The organism is Celeribacter sp. SCSIO 80838, from assembly GCF_056498065.1.
The window spans coordinates 404,958-422,118 of sequence record NZ_JAZKMA010000001.1; the positions used below are offsets into that span (position 1 = coordinate 404,958).

Annotated in this window: 15 protein-coding genes and 1 other RNA gene; 8 read left to right on the top strand and 8 right to left on the bottom strand. The window is 60.2% G+C overall.

Annotated elements, in window-relative coordinates:
* Positions 1-19: 19 nt before the first annotated feature.
* From V1475_RS01865 to V1475_RS01885, 5 genes are all read right to left on the bottom strand, one after another.
* Entirely contained in the window at positions 20-1,627 is a 1,608-nt protein-coding gene (locus V1475_RS01865; RefSeq protein ID WP_479411391.1) for an ABC transporter ATP-binding protein, read from the bottom strand.
* On the bottom strand, positions 1,624-2,736 hold the full coding sequence (locus tag V1475_RS01870; protein ID WP_479411392.1) for an ABC transporter permease: 1,113 nt from the start codon (positions 2,734-2,736) through the stop codon (positions 1,624-1,626). Before V1475_RS01870 ends, V1475_RS01865 begins: the two co-directional genes overlap by 4 nt.
* 2 nt (positions 2,737-2,738) lie before the next feature.
* The gene (locus tag V1475_RS01875; RefSeq protein WP_479411393.1) at positions 2,739-3,851 is read right to left on the bottom strand and encodes a microcin C ABC transporter permease YejB; all 1,113 of its coding nucleotides are present in this window, start codon (positions 3,849-3,851) and stop codon (positions 2,739-2,741) included.
* 24 nt (positions 3,852-3,875) lie between these two features.
* Positions 3,876-5,741 carry an extracellular solute-binding protein gene (locus tag V1475_RS01880; RefSeq protein ID WP_479411394.1) on the bottom strand — a complete coding sequence of 622 codons (1,866 nt, stop codon included), beginning with the start codon at positions 5,739-5,741 and terminating at the stop codon, positions 3,876-3,878.
* A gap of 185 nt (positions 5,742-5,926) precedes the next feature.
* Positions 5,927-6,445, bottom strand: a complete 519-nt coding sequence (locus V1475_RS01885; protein WP_434290275.1) for a c-type cytochrome — start codon at positions 6,443-6,445, stop codon at positions 5,927-5,929.
* Positions 6,446-6,574: 129 nt separating this feature from the next.
* On the opposite strand from V1475_RS01885, the gene V1475_RS01890 reads away from it, so the two are divergent.
* Positions 6,575-7,405, top strand: coding sequence for a prephenate dehydratase (locus tag V1475_RS01890; protein ID WP_479411395.1), 831 nt, complete (start codon positions 6,575-6,577; stop codon positions 7,403-7,405).
* Between the two features lie 31 nt (positions 7,406-7,436).
* On the opposite strand, the gene V1475_RS01895 is transcribed toward V1475_RS01890, so the two are convergent.
* On the bottom strand, positions 7,437-7,910 hold the full coding sequence (locus V1475_RS01895) for an SRPBCC family protein (protein WP_479411396.1): 474 nt from the start codon (positions 7,908-7,910) through the stop codon (positions 7,437-7,439).
* Positions 7,911-7,962: 52 nt separating this feature from the next.
* Entirely contained in the window at positions 7,963-8,886 is a 924-nt protein-coding gene (nudC, locus tag V1475_RS01900) for an NAD(+) diphosphatase (RefSeq protein WP_479411397.1), read from the bottom strand.
* A gap of 271 nt (positions 8,887-9,157) precedes the next feature.
* Between nudC and V1475_RS01905 the strand changes: the two genes are divergently transcribed.
* The 4 genes from V1475_RS01905 (at position 9,158) to V1475_RS01920 (ending at position 13,975) form a co-directional block, all read left to right on the top strand.
* On the top strand, positions 9,158-11,134 hold the full coding sequence (locus V1475_RS01905; RefSeq protein WP_479411398.1) for a bifunctional 2',3'-cyclic-nucleotide 2'-phosphodiesterase/3'-nucleotidase: 1,977 nt from the start codon (positions 9,158-9,160) through the stop codon (positions 11,132-11,134).
* A 202-nt stretch (positions 11,135-11,336) separates the two neighbouring features.
* A complete protein-coding gene (locus tag V1475_RS01910; RefSeq protein ID WP_434290268.1) occupies positions 11,337-12,344 on the top strand; it encodes an ABC transporter substrate-binding protein in 1,008 nt (335 codons plus the stop codon).
* 72 nt (positions 12,345-12,416) lie between these two features.
* On the top strand, positions 12,417-13,211 hold the full coding sequence (locus V1475_RS01915) for an ABC transporter ATP-binding protein (protein WP_479411399.1): 795 nt from the start codon (positions 12,417-12,419) through the stop codon (positions 13,209-13,211).
* Positions 13,211-13,975 (top strand): ABC transporter permease, encoded by a 765-nt coding sequence (locus V1475_RS01920; protein WP_434290265.1) that lies wholly within the window; start codon positions 13,211-13,213, stop codon positions 13,973-13,975. Before V1475_RS01915 ends, V1475_RS01920 begins: the two co-directional genes overlap by 1 nt.
* 77 nt (positions 13,976-14,052) lie before the next feature.
* On the opposite strand, the gene V1475_RS01925 is transcribed toward V1475_RS01920, so the two are convergent.
* Positions 14,053-14,709 (bottom strand): peroxiredoxin, encoded by a 657-nt coding sequence (locus tag V1475_RS01925; RefSeq protein ID WP_479411400.1) that lies wholly within the window; start codon positions 14,707-14,709, stop codon positions 14,053-14,055.
* Between the two features lie 156 nt (positions 14,710-14,865).
* On the opposite strand from V1475_RS01925, the gene V1475_RS01930 reads away from it, so the two are divergent.
* The 3 genes from V1475_RS01930 (at position 14,866) to rsgA (ending at position 17,113) form a co-directional block, all read left to right on the top strand.
* A complete protein-coding gene (locus V1475_RS01930; protein ID WP_434290261.1) occupies positions 14,866-15,771 on the top strand; it encodes a hydrogen peroxide-inducible genes activator in 906 nt (301 codons plus the stop codon).
* A 45-nt stretch (positions 15,772-15,816) separates the two neighbouring features.
* Positions 15,817-15,913: signal recognition particle sRNA small type (ffs, locus tag V1475_RS01935), an RNA gene on the top strand.
* Positions 15,914-16,069: 156 nt separating this feature from the next.
* Positions 16,070-17,113, top strand: coding sequence for a ribosome small subunit-dependent GTPase A (rsgA, locus tag V1475_RS01940; protein WP_479411401.1), 1,044 nt, complete (start codon positions 16,070-16,072; stop codon positions 17,111-17,113).
* The last annotated feature ends 48 nt before the right edge of the window (positions 17,114-17,161 follow it).

Genomic DNA, 17,161 nt, shown 5'->3' on the forward strand with positions numbered 1-17,161 from the left:
GTTCACAGAGCATCGGCGTTCAGACGCCCGCCCCCTCCTCCACCTTGAGGTCCAGCGCAGCCCGCACCAACGCACGGGTATAGGCCTGTTTCGGCGCTTCGAAAATCTCCTCCGCCGTGCCCATCTCGACCACATCGCCGCGCTTCATCACCAAAACCTTGTGCGACAGCGCCCGCACCACCCGCAGATCGTGCGAGATGAAAAGGTAAGCCAACCGGTGCTTCGCCTGCAAACTGCGCAGCAGCTCCACGATCTGCACCTGCACCGTCATATCGAGCGCCGAGGTCGGTTCGTCCAACACCACCAAACGCGGTTTCAGGATCATCGCCCGGGCGATGGCGATGCGTTGCCTCTGCCCGCCAGAGAATTCATGCGGATAGCGATGCCGCGTGTCGGGATCGAGCCCGACCTCGCGCATGATGTCGATCACCGCCTGTTCTATCGAGGCATAGCCCTCGACATGATGCACGCCCAGCCCCTCGGCGATGATCTGTTCCACCGTCATCCGCGGCGACAGAGAGCCGTAAGGGTCCTGAAACACAATCTGCATATCCGCGCGGAGCGGTTGCAGTTTCTTGTTCGGCCAGCCCTGAATGTCCTGCCCCAGGACCACCACTGGCCCTTCGGAGGAAATCAGCCGCATCATCGCAAGCGCCAGTGTCGTCTTGCCCGACCCGGATTCGCCGACAATCCCCACGGTCTCGCCCTCGCGCACGGTCAGCGTCGCGGCATTCACCGCCTTTACATGGCCGACCGTCTTGCGCAGCAGACCGCGCTGGATCGGGAACCAGATGCGCAAATCCTTGGTCTCCGCCACGACCTCCGCCCCCTCGGGCACAGGCCCCGGACGCCCCGTCGCCTCGGCCGCCAGAAGCATCTGGGTATAGGGGTGTTGCGGATTGGCGAAAATCTCGGAGGCCACGCCCGCCTCGACGATCTCGCCGTTTTTCATCACACAGACCCGATCCGCGATCTTGCGCACGATATTCAGGTCGTGGGTGATGAACAGCATCGACATGCCAAGGCTCTGTTTCAGCTCGGCCAGAAGCTCCAGAATCTGCGCCTGAATCGTCACGTCGAGCGCGGTGGTCGGCTCGTCGGCCACCAGCAACTCCGGCTTGTTCGCCAAGGCCATGGCGATCATCACACGCTGCCGCTGCCCGCCGGACAATTGGTGCGGATAATCCTTGAGCCGGGTTTCCGGATCGTGAATGCCGACCTGCCCCAAAAGCTCGATCACCCGCTCCCGCGCCGCAGCACCGGTCATGCCGTGGTGGATCAAAAGCACTTCGGCGAGCTGTTTTTCCAAGGTGTGCAGAGGGTTCAAAGAGGTCATCGGCTCTTGGAAAATAAAGCTGATGTCATTGCCCCGGAGTTTGCGAAGCTCTTTCTCGGAGGCGCCCACAAGCTCCTGCCCCTGATAGGTCACGGAACCTTCGATGACCGAAGTGTCCGGCAGAAGGTTCACACAAGAGAGCGCCGTCACCGACTTGCCCGAGCCGGATTCGCCCACAAGAGCAACCGTTTCGCCCTTCTCGATGGAAAAGCTCACGCCCTTTACCGCCTCGACAACCCCGCCATCCTGACGGAACCCGATGCGCAGGTCTTTGTATTCCAAAAGGCTCATCGGAAGGTCTTCCTCGGGTCAAATGCATCGCGCACGCCTTCGAAGATGAAGACCAGAAGCGACAGCATGATGGCATAGGTGAAAAACGCGGTGAAGCCGAGCCACGGCGCCTGAAGGTTCTGTTTCGCCTGAAGCGTCAACTCGCCCAGCGACGGGTAAGACGACGGCAGACCGAAGCCCAGAAAGTCCAGCGACGCCAGCGTGCCGATATTGCCGGTCACGATGAAGGGCAGCATGGTCAGCGTCGCCACCATCGCATTGGGCAGCATATGGCGGAACATGATCGTGCGGTTCGACACGCCAAGCGCACGGGCGGCCCGGATATATTCGAAATTCCGCGCCCGCAGGAATTCGGCCCGCACCACACCCACAAGCGCGGTCCAGCCGAACAGGATGGTGACAAAGACCAGAAGCCAGAAACTTCGCCCCAGAATGGCAAACAGGATGATGATCACATAGAGCGAGGGCATCGCGCCCCAAATCTCAAGCACGCGCTGGAAAATCAGGTCCGTGCGCCCGCCAAAAAAGCCTTGGATGGCGCCCGCGATCACACCCACGAGCGACGAGGCGACGGAGACGATCAGCGTGAAGAAGATCGACAGGCGGAAACCGTAGATCACGCGGGCGACCACGTCGCGTTTGGTGTCATCGGTGCCCAGCCAGTTCTGGCGCGTCGGCGGCGAGGGCGCGGCTCCCGGCCCTTCGACCTGCGTGTTGAACGAATAGCGAATGGGCGGCCAGATCATCCAGCCTTTCTCGATCTTATCACCGTTGATCTCACCATCCTGCGCATCCTCGATGTACCCTTCAGGGTCATCGAAACAATCGACCAGCCCGCCGGTTTCGATCAGGCATTGCACCTCCGGATAGCGATAAACCGCCTCTGTGGCGAAATCCCCGCCGAACTCCGTTTCCGGGTAGAATTTGAAGATCGGCATGTAGTAGCTGCCGCGATATTGCACGAGGATCGGTTTGTCATTCGCCAGAAACTCGGCAAAGAGCGACAGGCCAAACAGGATCGAGAACAGGATCAGCGACCAATAGGCCCGCTTGTTCGATTTGAAATTCCGCCAGCGACGACGGTTCAGCTCAGACAATTTCCCGGGCATCTTCATGTGTCCCTCCGCTCGAAATCAATCCGGGGATCGACGAAGACATACATCAGATCCGACAGAATCCCGATAACGAGGCCGATCAGGCCAAAGAAGAACAACGTTCCGAAGATCACCGGATAGTCGCGCGCCAAAGCGGCCTCATAGCCCATGCGCCCCAGGCCATCGAGCGAGAACAGCGTTTCGATGATCACCGAGCCGCCGAAGAACACGCCAAGGAACAGCCCCGGAAAGCCCGCAATCACGATCATCATCGCATTGCGAAAGACGTGGCCATAAAGCACGCGGTGTTCCGGCAGACCTTTGGCCTTGGCCGTCACCACATATTGTTTGCGGATTTCATCGAGGAAGGAGTTCTTCGTCAGAAGCGTCAGTGTGGCAAAAGACGAAATCACCGAGGCCAGAACCGGCAGCGTGATGTGCCAGAAGTAATCTCCGATCTTGCCCATAAGCGACATCTCCGACCAGTTGGGGGAGGTCAGGCCACGGAGCGGGAAAATCTGAAAATACGACCCGCCCGCGAACAGCACCAAAAGCATGATCGCAAAGAGAAATCCGGGGATCGCATAGGCTGCGATGATGATCCCCGAGGTCCATGTGTCGAACCGCGACCCGTCGCGCACCGCCTTGCGAATGCCCAAAGGGATCGAGATCATATAGGAGATCAGCGTCGCCCAAAGCCCCAGCGAAATCGACACCGGCAGCTTGTCCCAAACCATGTCCAGAACCTTTTCGGACTTGAAATAGCTCTCGCCGAAATCGAACCGGACATAGTTCCACATCATGCCGAGAAACCGCTCAAGCGGCGGTTTGTCGAGGCCGAACTGACGCTCCAGTTCGGCGATGAATTCGGGCGGCAAGCCACGCGCCCCGGCATATTCGCTTTCATAGGTGTTGGCGGACTGGTTCGCCGCCTTGCCATCGATGGAGACATTCACGTCCCCTTGACCGCCGGTGATGTTCTCGAACACATCGCCTTCGCCCTGAAGATTGGCCAGCACCTGCTCGATCGGCCCGCCGGGCACGAATTGCGTCAGGGCGAAGTTCACCACCATGATCCCGATCAGCGTCGGAATGATCAGCAGCAAACGCCGTAGAATATAGGCTCCCATGAACCGTCCTGCTCGTTGTCGTTCTTATTTCAGGGCGCCTGCGGACCGCAGCGCGGCCTCCTTGTCGGCGTTCACCCACCAGAAGTCCAGATAGCCCAGCGCCAAGGGCGGCATCGTATCCTCGTCCGGGTGCTCGTACATGTCGTAATAGGCGACCCAATGGCTGTCGTTCATATGCGCGGGCACGATGAAATAGTCATAGCGCATGATCCGGTCGGCGGCGCGCACCATGGCCGACATTTCCTCATAGCTCTTCACTTTCATCAGCTCGTTGCCGATGGTCTCGATCGCCGGGTTGCAATAGCCTGCGGGATTGAAGACATCGTCCACGCTTTCACAGCCGTATTTTTGCAGGAAACCCGAGCCTTCTTCGAACCCGTTCGCATAGCCATCGTAGATCATGTCGTAATCGAAGCTCTGGGTACGGGCCTGATATTGGTTCGGGTCGATCCGGTTGTAACTCGCATCCACGCCCAGCGCGTTCAGGTTCTCGATATAAGGCTTGATGATCCGATCCCACGACGGGTTGCTTTCCAGAAACTCCACCGACAACACCTCGCCCTTCGCGTTGCGCATCTTGCCGTCGCTGCCGGGCGCATACCCGGCCTCGGCCAATAGCGCGATGGCTTTGCGCATGTTCTTGCGGTCCAGAGAAAGCTCGCCGGAGACATGCGGCAGGAACGCTTCCTCGGTAAAGATCGCCTCCGGCAGATCGTCCTTCACCCCTTCGAGAATTTGCAATTCCTCGCCCTCCGGCAGCCCCTCGGCCATCAACCCCGGGGCCTGCCACATCGCCTCGCGCTGAGAAAACAGCCCGTATTGCAGGGTCTCGTTGGTCCAGGTGAAATTGTACATCAGCCCAAGCGCCAGCCGCACATTGCGGTCCTGAAACTTCTCGCGCCGCAGGTTGAACAACAACCCGTAGGCGGGCGGCATCGACCCGTTGTGCAGCGTTTCTTTTTTCACCCAGCCCTTGTCGAGCGCCGGAAAATCATAGCCCGTCGCCCATTGCAGCGAGGAGCTTTCCTGACGGAAGGTGATATCGCCTGCCTTGAACGCCTCGAACGCCGCGATGGTATCGCCGAAATACACCACGCGGATGGTGTCGAGATTGTTGCGGCCCTTGTTGAACGGGTGATCGTTGCCCCAATAGTCCGGGTTGCGTTTGTACTCGACCCACTGGCCGGCATCGTATCCGGCAAGCATGTAAGCACCCGTGCCCGGCGAGGTCTCATAGCGTTTTTCATCGAGCCGCGCGCCGGTTTCCTCGAACCACGCTTTTTTCATGACAATCGACGCGCCCGCCTGATCAATCAAACCATTGCGTGGGATGTCCGGCTGAAAGGTGAATTTCACCGTGTGCGCATCGAGCGCCTCAACGCTTTTGATCATCGCCGACACCCCCGCACGCCACGACGGCGTCGCTTCGGCAATCATCTTGTTATGGGTATAAACCACATCTTCGGCGGTCATCGGCGTGCCGTCGGAGAAGGTCACATCCTCGCGCAGATGGAAAATCACCCAATCCTTGCTTTCGGGGTATTCGAGCGAGGTACAGAGCAGACAATAGCTCACCGCCTTGTATTCGTCCGCCGTCGAAGTCATCAGCCGCTCATACATCGACGAGGACAGCGCCGCAGGGGTCCCCGACAAGGTCGAGAAGGGATTCATGCTGTCGAAAGTGCCGACCATACCGATGGTGATCTTCCCGCCCTTCGGCGCCTCCGGATTGACGTACCCGAGATGATCGAAGGCTTCGGCGTATTTCGCCTCGTTCCAGTCGGAGTACCATGTGGAGGTGATCGTCTCCTCCGCCGATGCCCCGCCACTCCCCAAGGCCAATGCGGCCAGAACGGAAAGGGATTTCAGGAACAGGGGGCGTGCGGTCATGGTCGTCCTCCGGACAAATAGCTTTGTTCCCCTGACGGTAATGTGCAGGCGTCATGACATGCAAGTTACATGCGCTCGAAATTGCGTGATCGCGGGCCGATCGCAAAACAAAACCCCCACCGGTGCGGCCGACGGGGGTTTCAGATGCGTCGCATGCGGGCGACGCGCGAACAGATCGCGGGAGATCAGCCGGAGATCGACTGAAGATAGGCGATGATATTGGCGCGGTCCGTGTCTTTGGGCAGACCGGCGAAGGACATCTTGTTGCCCGGAATCGCGTTTTTCGGATCAGCCAGATAGGTGTTGAGCGTTTCCGCATCCCATGTCCCGCCATGACCGGCGACCGCTTCGGAATAGCCGAAATCGCCCACGGTGCCGACCGCACGCCCGAACACGCCGTCGAGATGCGGCCCGGTGCTGTTGGAGCCGTCCACCTTGTGGCAGGCTTTGCATTTGGCGAAGACTTTTTCGCCCTTGGCCGGATCCGCGGAGGCGAGAAGCTCGTCGAAGCTCACTTCGACAACCTCTTCGGCAGCCCCATCGTCTTCACCGGTGGCAATGACATAGGCCTGCATGACTTCGCCGTCATGACTTCCGGCCTTCATCGCGTAGATCGAATCGCTCGCCAGATAGGCGATCACAAAAAGAGCGAAGGTGCCGCACAGGCCTCCGACGATCTTCACAAGGGTCATAGTCTTGAACATTTCGCGTTCCGTTCATTGTGGGTTCATCGCGCGCTCCCGCTCTCTACCCGCTTCCCCTGCTTCATTTCAAGGTATAAGACCGGAGCCCATACAGGTTAGCGCAAAAGAAATGTACGAAAAGGGGCAAAAATGACAAAGCGGATCGCATTTCAGGGGGAGCTCGGCTCCTATTCGCACCAGGCCTGCTTCGAAGCCCGCCCGGATTACGAGCCCCTGCCCTGCCCCACCTTCGAAGATGCGATGGAGGCGGTGCGCTCCGAACGCGCCGACATCGGCATGATCGCCATCGAAAATTCGACCTATGGCCGGGTGCAGGATGTCTATCACCTCCTGCCCGACAGCGGCTTGCACATCATCGGCGAAACCTTCGTCCGCGTGCATGTGAACCTTCTCGGCCTGCCCGGCACCAAAACCGCCGACATCAAACAGGCCCGCGCCATGTCGGTGCTGCTGGGGCAGGCGCGCAAATTCATCCACACCCATGGCATCGAAACCGTCAACTGGTCCGACAACGCCGCCGCTGCGCGCTCGATCAAGGAAACCGGCGACCCGAGCATCGGCGCGTTCGCCTCTGAACTGGCGGGCGAAATTCTCGGCCTCGACGTGCTCGAACGCCATATCGAGGATCACAAGCTCAACACCACGCGCTTTCTCATCATGGCCCGCGAACCGGATTATTCCCGCCGCGCCGAAAAGATGGTCACCGCCTTCATGTTCCGGGTCCGTAACATTCCCGCCGCGCTCTATAAGGCGCTCGGCGGTTTCGCGACCAATGGCGTGAACATGACCAAGCTGGAAAGCTACATGGTCGACGGTGTCTTCACCGCGACCCAGTTCTATGCCGACATCGAAGGCCACCCGGGCGACCGCAACGTCCAGCTCGCCCTCGACGAGCTGCGTTACTTCACGGAAATGGTCGAAATTCTCGGCGTTTACCCGGCGGACCCCCGTCGCTCCTGAGGTCCAGAAGATCACGATCAGGCGCGCAGGATCAGACCTTCGGCGCGCCCTGATACTGTTCGGAGAGATGCTCGCAATAGCTGGAGACACGCTTCTCGAAGCGTTTCTGCAACGTGCCCTTGGCGAATTTCACCGACTGAACCAGAATCCGCGCCGACAGGGTTTGCGGACGCACATCAAAGCCGAAACTCAGTCGCGTGCGCTGCGGCGACAGCGGCACAAGCTCCACATTCAACTGCATGTGCAGCCCGCCGGAAACCGCCGTCGCGCCAAGCACATTCGGCACATCGAATTCACTGATTTCGGCGTCCAGATCGCGCAGTTTGCCGCGAAACGGCACTTTGAGAGACCAACCCGCGCCGAGCCCCCGCGGCTGTGACGGACGTTTGCGCGCCACATCGATGCCACGACGCATCGCCTGCCGCTCCATACCTTCGAAATCGGTGATCTTTTCGAAAACGAAAGCGGCTGGGGCCTCAATGTCCTGACGCGTCGAAAACTTCATACCTGCTCACCTGCCTCTGACCCGGTCCTTCCCCAAGGGAAATCTTATCCCGTTAATCCCAGTCGTCTGCAACCCACTTGCTCAGCAGAACCTGCGCCAGAGCGCCTTTTCTCGCGGCGGCAATCTCCGGGTGGCGACCCGCCAGCGCCAGCGCCATCTCTTCGCGTCGCACCCAGCGCGCATCCTCCAGTTCTTCGGGATCGAGGGTGATCTCCCGGCTCAGCGCCTCGGCGCGACAGCCCAGCATCAGAGACGCCGGGAAGGGCCAGGGCTGGCTGGTCACATAGTCCACCCGGCCGACCCGCACGCCCGCCTCCTCGAACACCTCGCGCCGCACCGCCGCCTCGATCGGCTCGCCCGGTTCGACAAACCCCGCCAGAAGCGAATACATGCCCTGCGGCCAATTGGCGTTGCGGCCCAAAAGCACCTCATTGCCACGGGTCACCAACATGATCACCACCGGATCGGTACGCGGATAATGCTCCGCCCCACAGGCCGGACAATCCCGCCGCCAACCGCTTTGTCCGGGCGTGGTCTTTTCTCCGCAATGGGCACAAAACCCATGGCGTCGATGCCAGTCGAACAACGCCCGCCCGGTCGATGCCAGCTCCGCCTCCAAAGCTGTGAGCCGGGTCATCACCGCGCGCAGATCGTAAAATTGCATCCCCGGCAGGGTCTCGACCGCAAATCCCTCCTGCGACCAGAGCGAGGGCAGATCATCGTCCAAAGGCGACAATACACTGACATCCCGTGCAAAAACCGGCGCTCCGTCCGGCATGAGCCCGAGGAAAATCTCCTGCCCCTCCGGCAGTTCCACCTCGCCCGCCTCCAGCAGGCAAAGCGCCTCACCGCGCAGCGCCAGATGCCCGCGCCAGAGCGGCATAAATTTCGCATCGGGCCCCGAAGGCCGATTGTCGCGCAGATGCGCCGCCCGGTTCAACGTCCCACCGGAAAGTATCACAATCGTCTTGTCCATGCGACGGACATAGGCGGCAATTGTGACAAGAGCCAGCGTGGCGTGGTCGCGCCCGGAACAGGACGGTGCTTTGTCACATTCCGCAACGATCCTGTTGCCAGAATGCGACAACAGATTGAATGAACAACCTTAAGTTGTAATCATGCCCAAAAAGGCAACCCAAAATGGTTTGCAGCGCTGAAACCACTTGGTAAATTCAATCCTGTCACATGTTTGTCTTGTGACCCGGGAATGGTCGCGCCAACCTCTTCATCTAAAAAGGAGATGCATCATGGACCATTCAAACAAGAACATAAATCGCCGCGGCTTTCTGTCGGGCACAATCGCAGGAACGGCTTTGATTGCTCTTCACCCCTTTTCCGCGCGCGCCAGCACAAATCAGGCACATTTGCGGATCATGGAAACCACCGATTTGCATGTCCACGTCTTCCCTTATGACTATTATGCGGACAAACCCGTAGACACCGTCGGCCTCGCCCGCACCACCGCGCATATCAATGCCGTGCGCGCCGAGGCGACCAACTCCATGCTTCTGGACAACGGCGATTTCCTTCAGGGCAACCCGATGGGCGATTACATCGCCTATGAGCGCGGCATGAAAGACGGCGACATGCACCCGGTGATCACCGCGATGAACACCGTGGGCTTCGACGCCTCGACACTCGGCAACCACGAATTCAACTACGGTCTCGACTTCCTGATGAAAGCGCTGGCGGGGGCGAATTACCCGGTGATTTCCGCCAATGTCGTCACCGAAATGGGCGCGACCCCGCGTGAAGACAAAACCCTCATCCCGCCCTATGTCATCCTCGACCGCGAACTGACCGATGGCGCGGGCGAGACGCATAAGATCAAGGTCGGGCTGATCGGCTTCGTCCCGCCGCAGATCATGATGTGGGACCGCAAGAACCTCGAAGGCAACGTCAACGCCCGCGACATCGTCGAGACCGCCCGCGCCTATGTGCCGGAGATGAAGGAGAAAGGCGCCGACATCATCATCGCGCTGAACCACTCCGGCATCGGTGCCGCCGAGCACACCGAAGGCATGGAAAACGCCTCCGTTCCGCTCGCCGAAATCGACGGGATCGACGCGCTTTTGACCGGTCACTCCCACCTCGTCTTCCCCTCGCCCACCTATGATGGCTACGCGGCGGTGGACTCCGTGAACGGCCTGATCCACGGCAAACCCGCCGTGATGGGCGGCTATTGGGGCTCGCATCTGGGCGTCATGGATCTGCTTCTGGAAAAAGACGGTGGGCAATGGCGCGTGGTAACAAGCTCCGTCGAGACCCGCCCAATCTCGCAACGCGAGGAAGACCGCTCCATCACGCCGCTGGTCGAAAGCGTCGCGCCGGTTCTGGCCTCGGTTCAGGACATTCACGAGCAGACGCTCAAATATGTCCGCCGCGCCGTCGGCAAAACCGCGGCCCCTCTGCATTCCTATTTCGCGCTCGTCGCCGATGATCCGTCCGTCCAGATCGTCTCCAACGCCCAGCTTTGGTACATCGCCGAGATGATGAAAGGTACCGAACACGAGGGCCTGCCGATCCTCTCCGCAGCCGCGCCGTTTAAGGCGGGCGGTCGTGGCGGCCCCGAATATTACACCGATGTCGCGCCGGGTGACGTGGCGATCAAAAACGTTGCCGATCTCTATCTCTACCCGAACACCATCCGCGCCGTGCGCATCACTGGCGCGCAGCTCAAGGGCTGGCTGGAGCGCTCCGCGGGCATGTTCAATCAGGTCGAGAAAGGCGCGAAAGACGCGGTGCTCCTGAACCCCGACTTCGCCTCCTACAATTTCGACGTGATCGACGGCGTGACCTATCAGATCGACATTTCGCAGCCTTCGCGCTTCGACTCCCATGGCGAACCGCTGAACCCGGACGCCACCCGCATCGTCAACCTGACCTTCAACGGCGCGCCTGTGACCGACGACATGGAGTTCGTCGTCGCCACCAACAATTACCGTGCGGGCGGTGGTGGCACCTTCCCCGGCGCAGATGGCTCGACCGTGATTTTCGAAGGCCCGGACACCAACCGCGACATCATCGTGCGCTATATCGTCGATCAGGGCACGGTGAATCCGAAAGCCGACAACAACTGGTCTCTGGCGCCTCTGGGCGACACCACCGTGTTGTTCGAAATCGGCCCGGCGGCGCGCACGCATCTGGCCGATCTCGAAGGCCTCACCATCAAGGACGCGGGCGAAGGCACGGACGGATTCGCCCAGTTCCGCATCACGCTCTGAACCAATTTCCTTTTCATGACACAAAGCGATCGCCCCGGCGGTCGCTTTTTTCGTTTACCAAATGGGCAAAAATGAAGTCTTCTGCCAATTATTTATGCATTCGCCGGGATTGTATACAGGATTGTCGACCTCAATCTCCCGGACATCTCGCAGCCGCGTGAACCGCGCGCCATTCTGTGCCCGAACGACACAGGGGAGTCTCATGTTCCACAAATCCATCCTTACCATGGCCGCCTTCGCTTTGACCGCGTCTGCCGCCTATGCCGAGACCGCGATGCCCTTCGCGCTCGACTGGAAATTCGAAGGCCCGGCCGCGCCCTTCTTCACCGCGATTGAAAAGGGCTATTTCTCCGACGCCGATCTGGCCGTGGAAATCTCCGCAGGCCAAGGTTCGCTCGACGCCATTCCGAAAGTCGCCACCGGCGCTTTCCCCGTTGGCATGGCGGACATCAACAGCCTCGTGAAATTCCTCGACCAGAACCCCGGCGCGCCGGTCATCGGCATGATGATGATCTATGACGCCCCGGCCTTTGCCGTCGTGGGCCGCAAATCTCTGGGCGTCGAGGCTCCGAAAGATCTCGAAGGCAAGGTCCTCGGTGCGCCGCCGCCCGATGGCGCTTGGGCGCAATTCCCGATTTTTGCCGCCGAGAACGATCTCGACATGTCGAAAATCACCGTCGAACCCGTCGGCTTCCCGACCCGCGAACCGATGCTGGCCGAGGGCAAAGTCGATGCCGTCACCGGCTTCAACTTCTCGTCCTTCCTGAACCTCGTACGCCTCGGCGTGCCGGAAGACGATATTTCGACGATCATGATGTCCGATTACGGCGTGAACCTTTACGGCAACGTCCTGATCGTGAACACCGACTTCGCCGCCGAGAACCCGGAGGCCGTCAAAGGCTTTGTCGCTGCCGTTCTGCATGGCTGGAAAGACGCGATGGCCGATCCGAAAGCCTCCGTCGAATACATGATCAAGTACAACCCGGCGTCCGATCTCGATCTCGAAACCCGTCGTCTTGAGCTTGCTCTCGAAGGCAACGTCTACACCGATTATGTCGCGGCAAACGGCATGGGCGGGATCGACGCCGAGCGTTTTGCAGGCTCCCTCGATCAGCTCAAAATGGTCTATGAATTCAAGGCCGAGCCGGACGCAAGCCTCTACTTCACCGAAGACTACCTGCCCGCCACCGACGCGCGCATGCTGAAGTAATCTCTTCCCGAGACTTTGGCGGGCGCGGGTCCTAAGGCTCGCGCCCGTTTTCATGCGGGCAAAAGGCAATCCATGACAAACCTCATCGACATCAAAGGCGTCACCCACGCCTACAAGACCGACAACGGCCCCCTGCCCGTTCTCGACGATCTCAACATTTCCGTGCCCGAAGGCGATTTCTGCGCTGTCGTCGGCCCTTCGGGTTGTGGCAAATCCACCCTGACGAAACTCGTCGCAGGCCTCATGAAACCCGATCAGGGCGAGGTCTGGCTTCATGGCGAGCGCGTCACCTCCCCGCGTTCGACCGTTGGCATGGCGTTCCAGAACCCTGTGATGCTCGAATGGCGCACGATCCTGCAAAACGTGTTGTTGCCGCTCGAAATCGTCCCGAACAAGATGACCAAGAAACAGAAGGAAGAGCGCGGGCGCGAACTTTTGGCCCTCGTCGGCCTCGAAGGCTTCGAAGACAAACGCCCCTCCGAGCTGTCCGGCGGCATGCGCCAGCGCGCCTCGCTCTGTCGCGCCATCGTTCACAAGCCCGACGTCTTGATCATGGACGAACCTTTCGGCGCGCTCGACGCCTTCACCCGCGAAGACCTCTGGCAGACCATGCACGCGCTCCGCGCCGAGGAACCCTTTACCGGCGTACTGATCACCCACGATCTGCGCGAAAGCGTCTATCTCGCCGATGAGGTCATCGTGCTCTCCGGTCGTCCGGCCACGACGCAGCATGTCGAAAATGTCAAACTCGGCGGGCGCACGGATCTCGAAGTCATCTACACGCCCGAAGCCACCGAGATTCTGCACCGCCTGCGCCATCAGATCGAGATTGCGCAAGGTCGTGCGAAAGACGAGGAGGCGGCATAATGAAAACCTTCAAAAAGATCGCAACACCGACCATCGCCATCGTCATTTTCCTCGCGCTTTGGGAGTTCATCGTCTGGGTCAATCAATGGCCGAACTACAAAATGGCCTCCCCCTCCGATCTGATCCCGGCCTATGCAAAATACTGGAATCTTTTCCTGATTTACGGCTGGCAAACGCTCTGGCGCACCGTTGTCGGGCTTCTGGTCGCCGTTGTCTTCGGCACGCTCATTGGCATGGTCATGGGCTTTTCGCGCACCATGCGCGACGCGCTTTACCCGCTTTTGGTGGGCTTCAACGCCATCCCCAAAGCCACCGTCGTGCCGGTGATCGCCCTCATCCTGATCGGGCATCACGATCTGAACACCGTGCTCATTGCCTTCATGATTTCGTTCTTCCCGATCTCGGTCGCGGTCTCCATCGGGCTGTCCACTCTGGAACCCGAATATCGCGACATCCTGCGGTCGCTCGGGGCGTCGAAATGGACGATTTTCTGGAAAATCGCCCTGCCGAAAACCCTGCCGGAATTCTTCGGCGCATTGAAGGTCGCGGTCACGCTCGCCTTCATCGGCACCAACCTGATGGAGATCGTCGAACCGCACGGCAAGGGCCTCGGGCACCTGTTCGACAGCGGCAAGATCAACGCGGACTATCCGCTGATGTTCGCCGTGCTGATCGCTTTGGCCTTCTTGGGTATCCTGCTCTACTACATCGTTGTGGCGCTGGAGAAAATCTTCGCGGGCTGGGCGGAACGTCCACAGGGATAACCCGATCGACCAAGACAAAGGGGCGCCGGTCTGGCGCCCCTTTCGCGTTTTGTGCGTGGGTCTTTTTGTATTGGAGATCAGAGCTGACGCGTCGCGAAGTACCAGTCCACGACATTCTGCCCCTCGGGCGCTTCGGCGAGTTTCGCCAGAGCAGCGGCAGCGGTCGGCGGCGTCGGCACGATCACCGGATCGCCCGGTTTCCAGTTTTCCGGCATCGCACATTTGTTCTCATCGGCGGCTTGCAGCGCCACCACGAGGCGATGGATCTCGTCCACGGAGCGACCCGCGTTCATCGGGTAATAGACCATGGCGCGCAGAATGCCATTCGGGTCGATGATAAACGTCGCCCGCACCGCCGCCGTGTCGGAAGCGCCCGGCTGGATCATGCCATAGGCATTGGCCACGCTCATCGAGAGGTCGGCGATGATCGGGAACTTGATCTCGACGCCCCAGTTTTCCTTGATGTTGAGCATCCAAGCGATGTGCGAATAGTGGCTGTCGATGGACAGGCCCAGGAGTTCCACACCCATGGCGTTGAACTCATCCTGTTTGCCCGCAAAGCCGATGAATTCCGTGGTGCAGACCGGGGTGAAATCGGCCGGGTGGGAGAACAGGATCAACCATTTGCCTTTGTAATCTTCGAGCGATTTGACCCCATCGGTGGTCACGGCCTTGAAGGCGGGGGCGGGTTTGTTCAGTTGCGGGCCAGTTGCGGCTTGAACTTGATCGGTCATTTTTCAGTCCTTTGTTTTCTCAGTGTTTCTCTTCAATGTCTGTCGTCTCGGGCCCGGTGCTTGTCTCTCGCGCCCTGTCGATGAAGCAGAGATAGCTCTTGCGAACTGATTGTTGAAACGAATAAAAAAGATCAAAGTAATTGAGGAATTCGATTAATGATTCTCCCCACCCTGCGCCAACTCCGCTTTCTCGTCGCCCTTGCCGACGAGTTGCATTTCGGACGGGCCGCCGAGACCTGTCTTGTGACGCAATCGACGCTGTCGACCGGGCTGCGCGAGTTGGAAGACATCCTCGGCGCGCCTCTGGCCGAACGCACCAAGCGCTCCGTGTTGATGACCCCTCTGGGCGAAGAAATCGCCGCCCGCGCCCGTGCGATGCTGGCCGAGGCGCAGGACATCGTCGAACTGGCCCAGACCCAATCCGGCACGCTCCGCGGCACGATGAAGCTCGGCACCATTCCGACGGTCGGCCCCTTCCTCTTCCCCCGCCTGCTGCCGCGTCTGCGCGACAGCTACCCCGACCTGCGGCTCTATATGCGCGAGGAGTTGACCGAACACCTGATCGCCGGGCTGCGGGCCGGGCGGCTCGACGTGATTCTCATCGCGCTGCCTTTCGAGACCGGCGATCTGGAACTGGAGCCCTTGTTCGAAGACGATTATCAACTCGCCACCGCGCCGGGGCATCGGTTGATTTCCGACAGGGCCATTGGCGGTCCCGATCTCGATGACGAAACCCTGCTGCTTTTGGAACGCGGCCATTGCCTGCAACGTCACGCGCTTTCGGCCTTTCCCGACACCCACGCCAAGCAAGACGAAACCTTCGCCGCCACTTCGCTGCCGACTTTGGTCGCCATGGTGGAAGAGGGGCTGGGCATCACGCTCCTGCCCCAGCTTGCGATTGATGCGGGCGTCACCCGCAACACCGACATCCAACTGACCTCGCTCTTTGGCACCAAACCCCGCGAGGTGGTGCTCGCCTGGCGCAAAAGCTCGGCGCGCAGCGAGGATTTTCGGCTTCTGGCCGGACTTCTGCGCGAGGAACGCGCCCGTCTCGGGACCTGAACCGCCCTCTTGCTTTCCCGTCACATGACCACTATGTAACGCCTCGAGAGGTTGGCGCGGGCGAGCGCCTCGCCAACCCGGTCAGGTCCGGAAGGAAGCAGCCGTAACGAGCCCCGCTTGGGTCGTTGTCCAGCCTCTCACCTAACCTTAATGCGAACCGAGGAGGAAATTGATGATTGTCGCTACCGCCCCTCGGGCAGCCGCATAAGGCCTTTCCCATCATCGGACTGCCCGAAACCGTTCCCTTCCGCCGCCCGTCCGGCGCGGAAGCCCTTTCGTGTTTTGCAAGGCAGACATCATGATTTCCGATCTGAACATCCTCGGCTGGTCCCAGTTCTTCAACGGCCAGCTCGATCTCACTGAATTCGACTCTCTCACCCCCGTGCGCCTCTCCGAGGTCCGCCGCCGCTCCGTCGTGGCGCTTTCGCCCTCACTCGAACGTCAGGAAATCGCTCTCACGGGCGATCATGTGGCAACCGACATGGCCGTGGGCGATTTTGTCCTCACCGACGGCGAGCGCCTGATCCGCGTTCTCGACCGCAAGACGGTGATCTCCCGCAAGGCCGCTGGCATCGCGGCACAGGCCCAGCTCATCGCCGCCAATATCGACACGCTGTTCATCACCACCTCGTGCAATCTCGATTTCAACGAAGCGCGTCTTGAACGCTACCTCGCGATTGCCATCGAGGCCGAAGCCACCCCGGTCATCGTCATCACCAAGGCCGACAAGCCCGAGGACATGCCCGCCGAGGTCTACGAAGATCGCGCCAAAGCGCTCTACGATGGTGCCGAGGTCCTGCTGATCAACGCCAAATCGCCCGAGGACATCGCTCGGCTGGAAACCTATTGCGGCACCGGTCAGACGATTGCTCTGGTCGGCTCGTCAGGTGTTGGCAAATCCACCATCGCGCGGGGCCTCACCGGTGAGGACATCGAGGTCGGCGACATCCGCGAGGACGACGCCAAGGGACGGCACACCACCACATCGCGCTCCATGCACCGAATGCACGCCGGTGGCTGGCTGATCGACACGCCCGGCATGCGCGAACTGGCGCTGCATGACGCCTCGGAGGGCATCGCGACCCTGTTCGAGGACATCACGGACCTCGCGACCGCGTGCAAATTCTCCGATTGCCAGCACCTCACCGAACCCGGTTGCGCCGTCCGCGCGGCCATGGAACGCGGTGAGCTGGACCCGGCGAGACTGGAACGCTGGCGCAAGCTGGTGGACGAGGACACGCGCAATTCCGAGACCATCGCCGAATCGCGCGAGCGCGGGCGGAAATTCTCCAAAATGGTAAAATCCGTGAAGAAGGCCAAAAGCGCCAAACGCGGCGAGTAATCCTCTTGGAAATGAGGTTGCGGGGACCCGTCCCCGCCCTTACCTTAG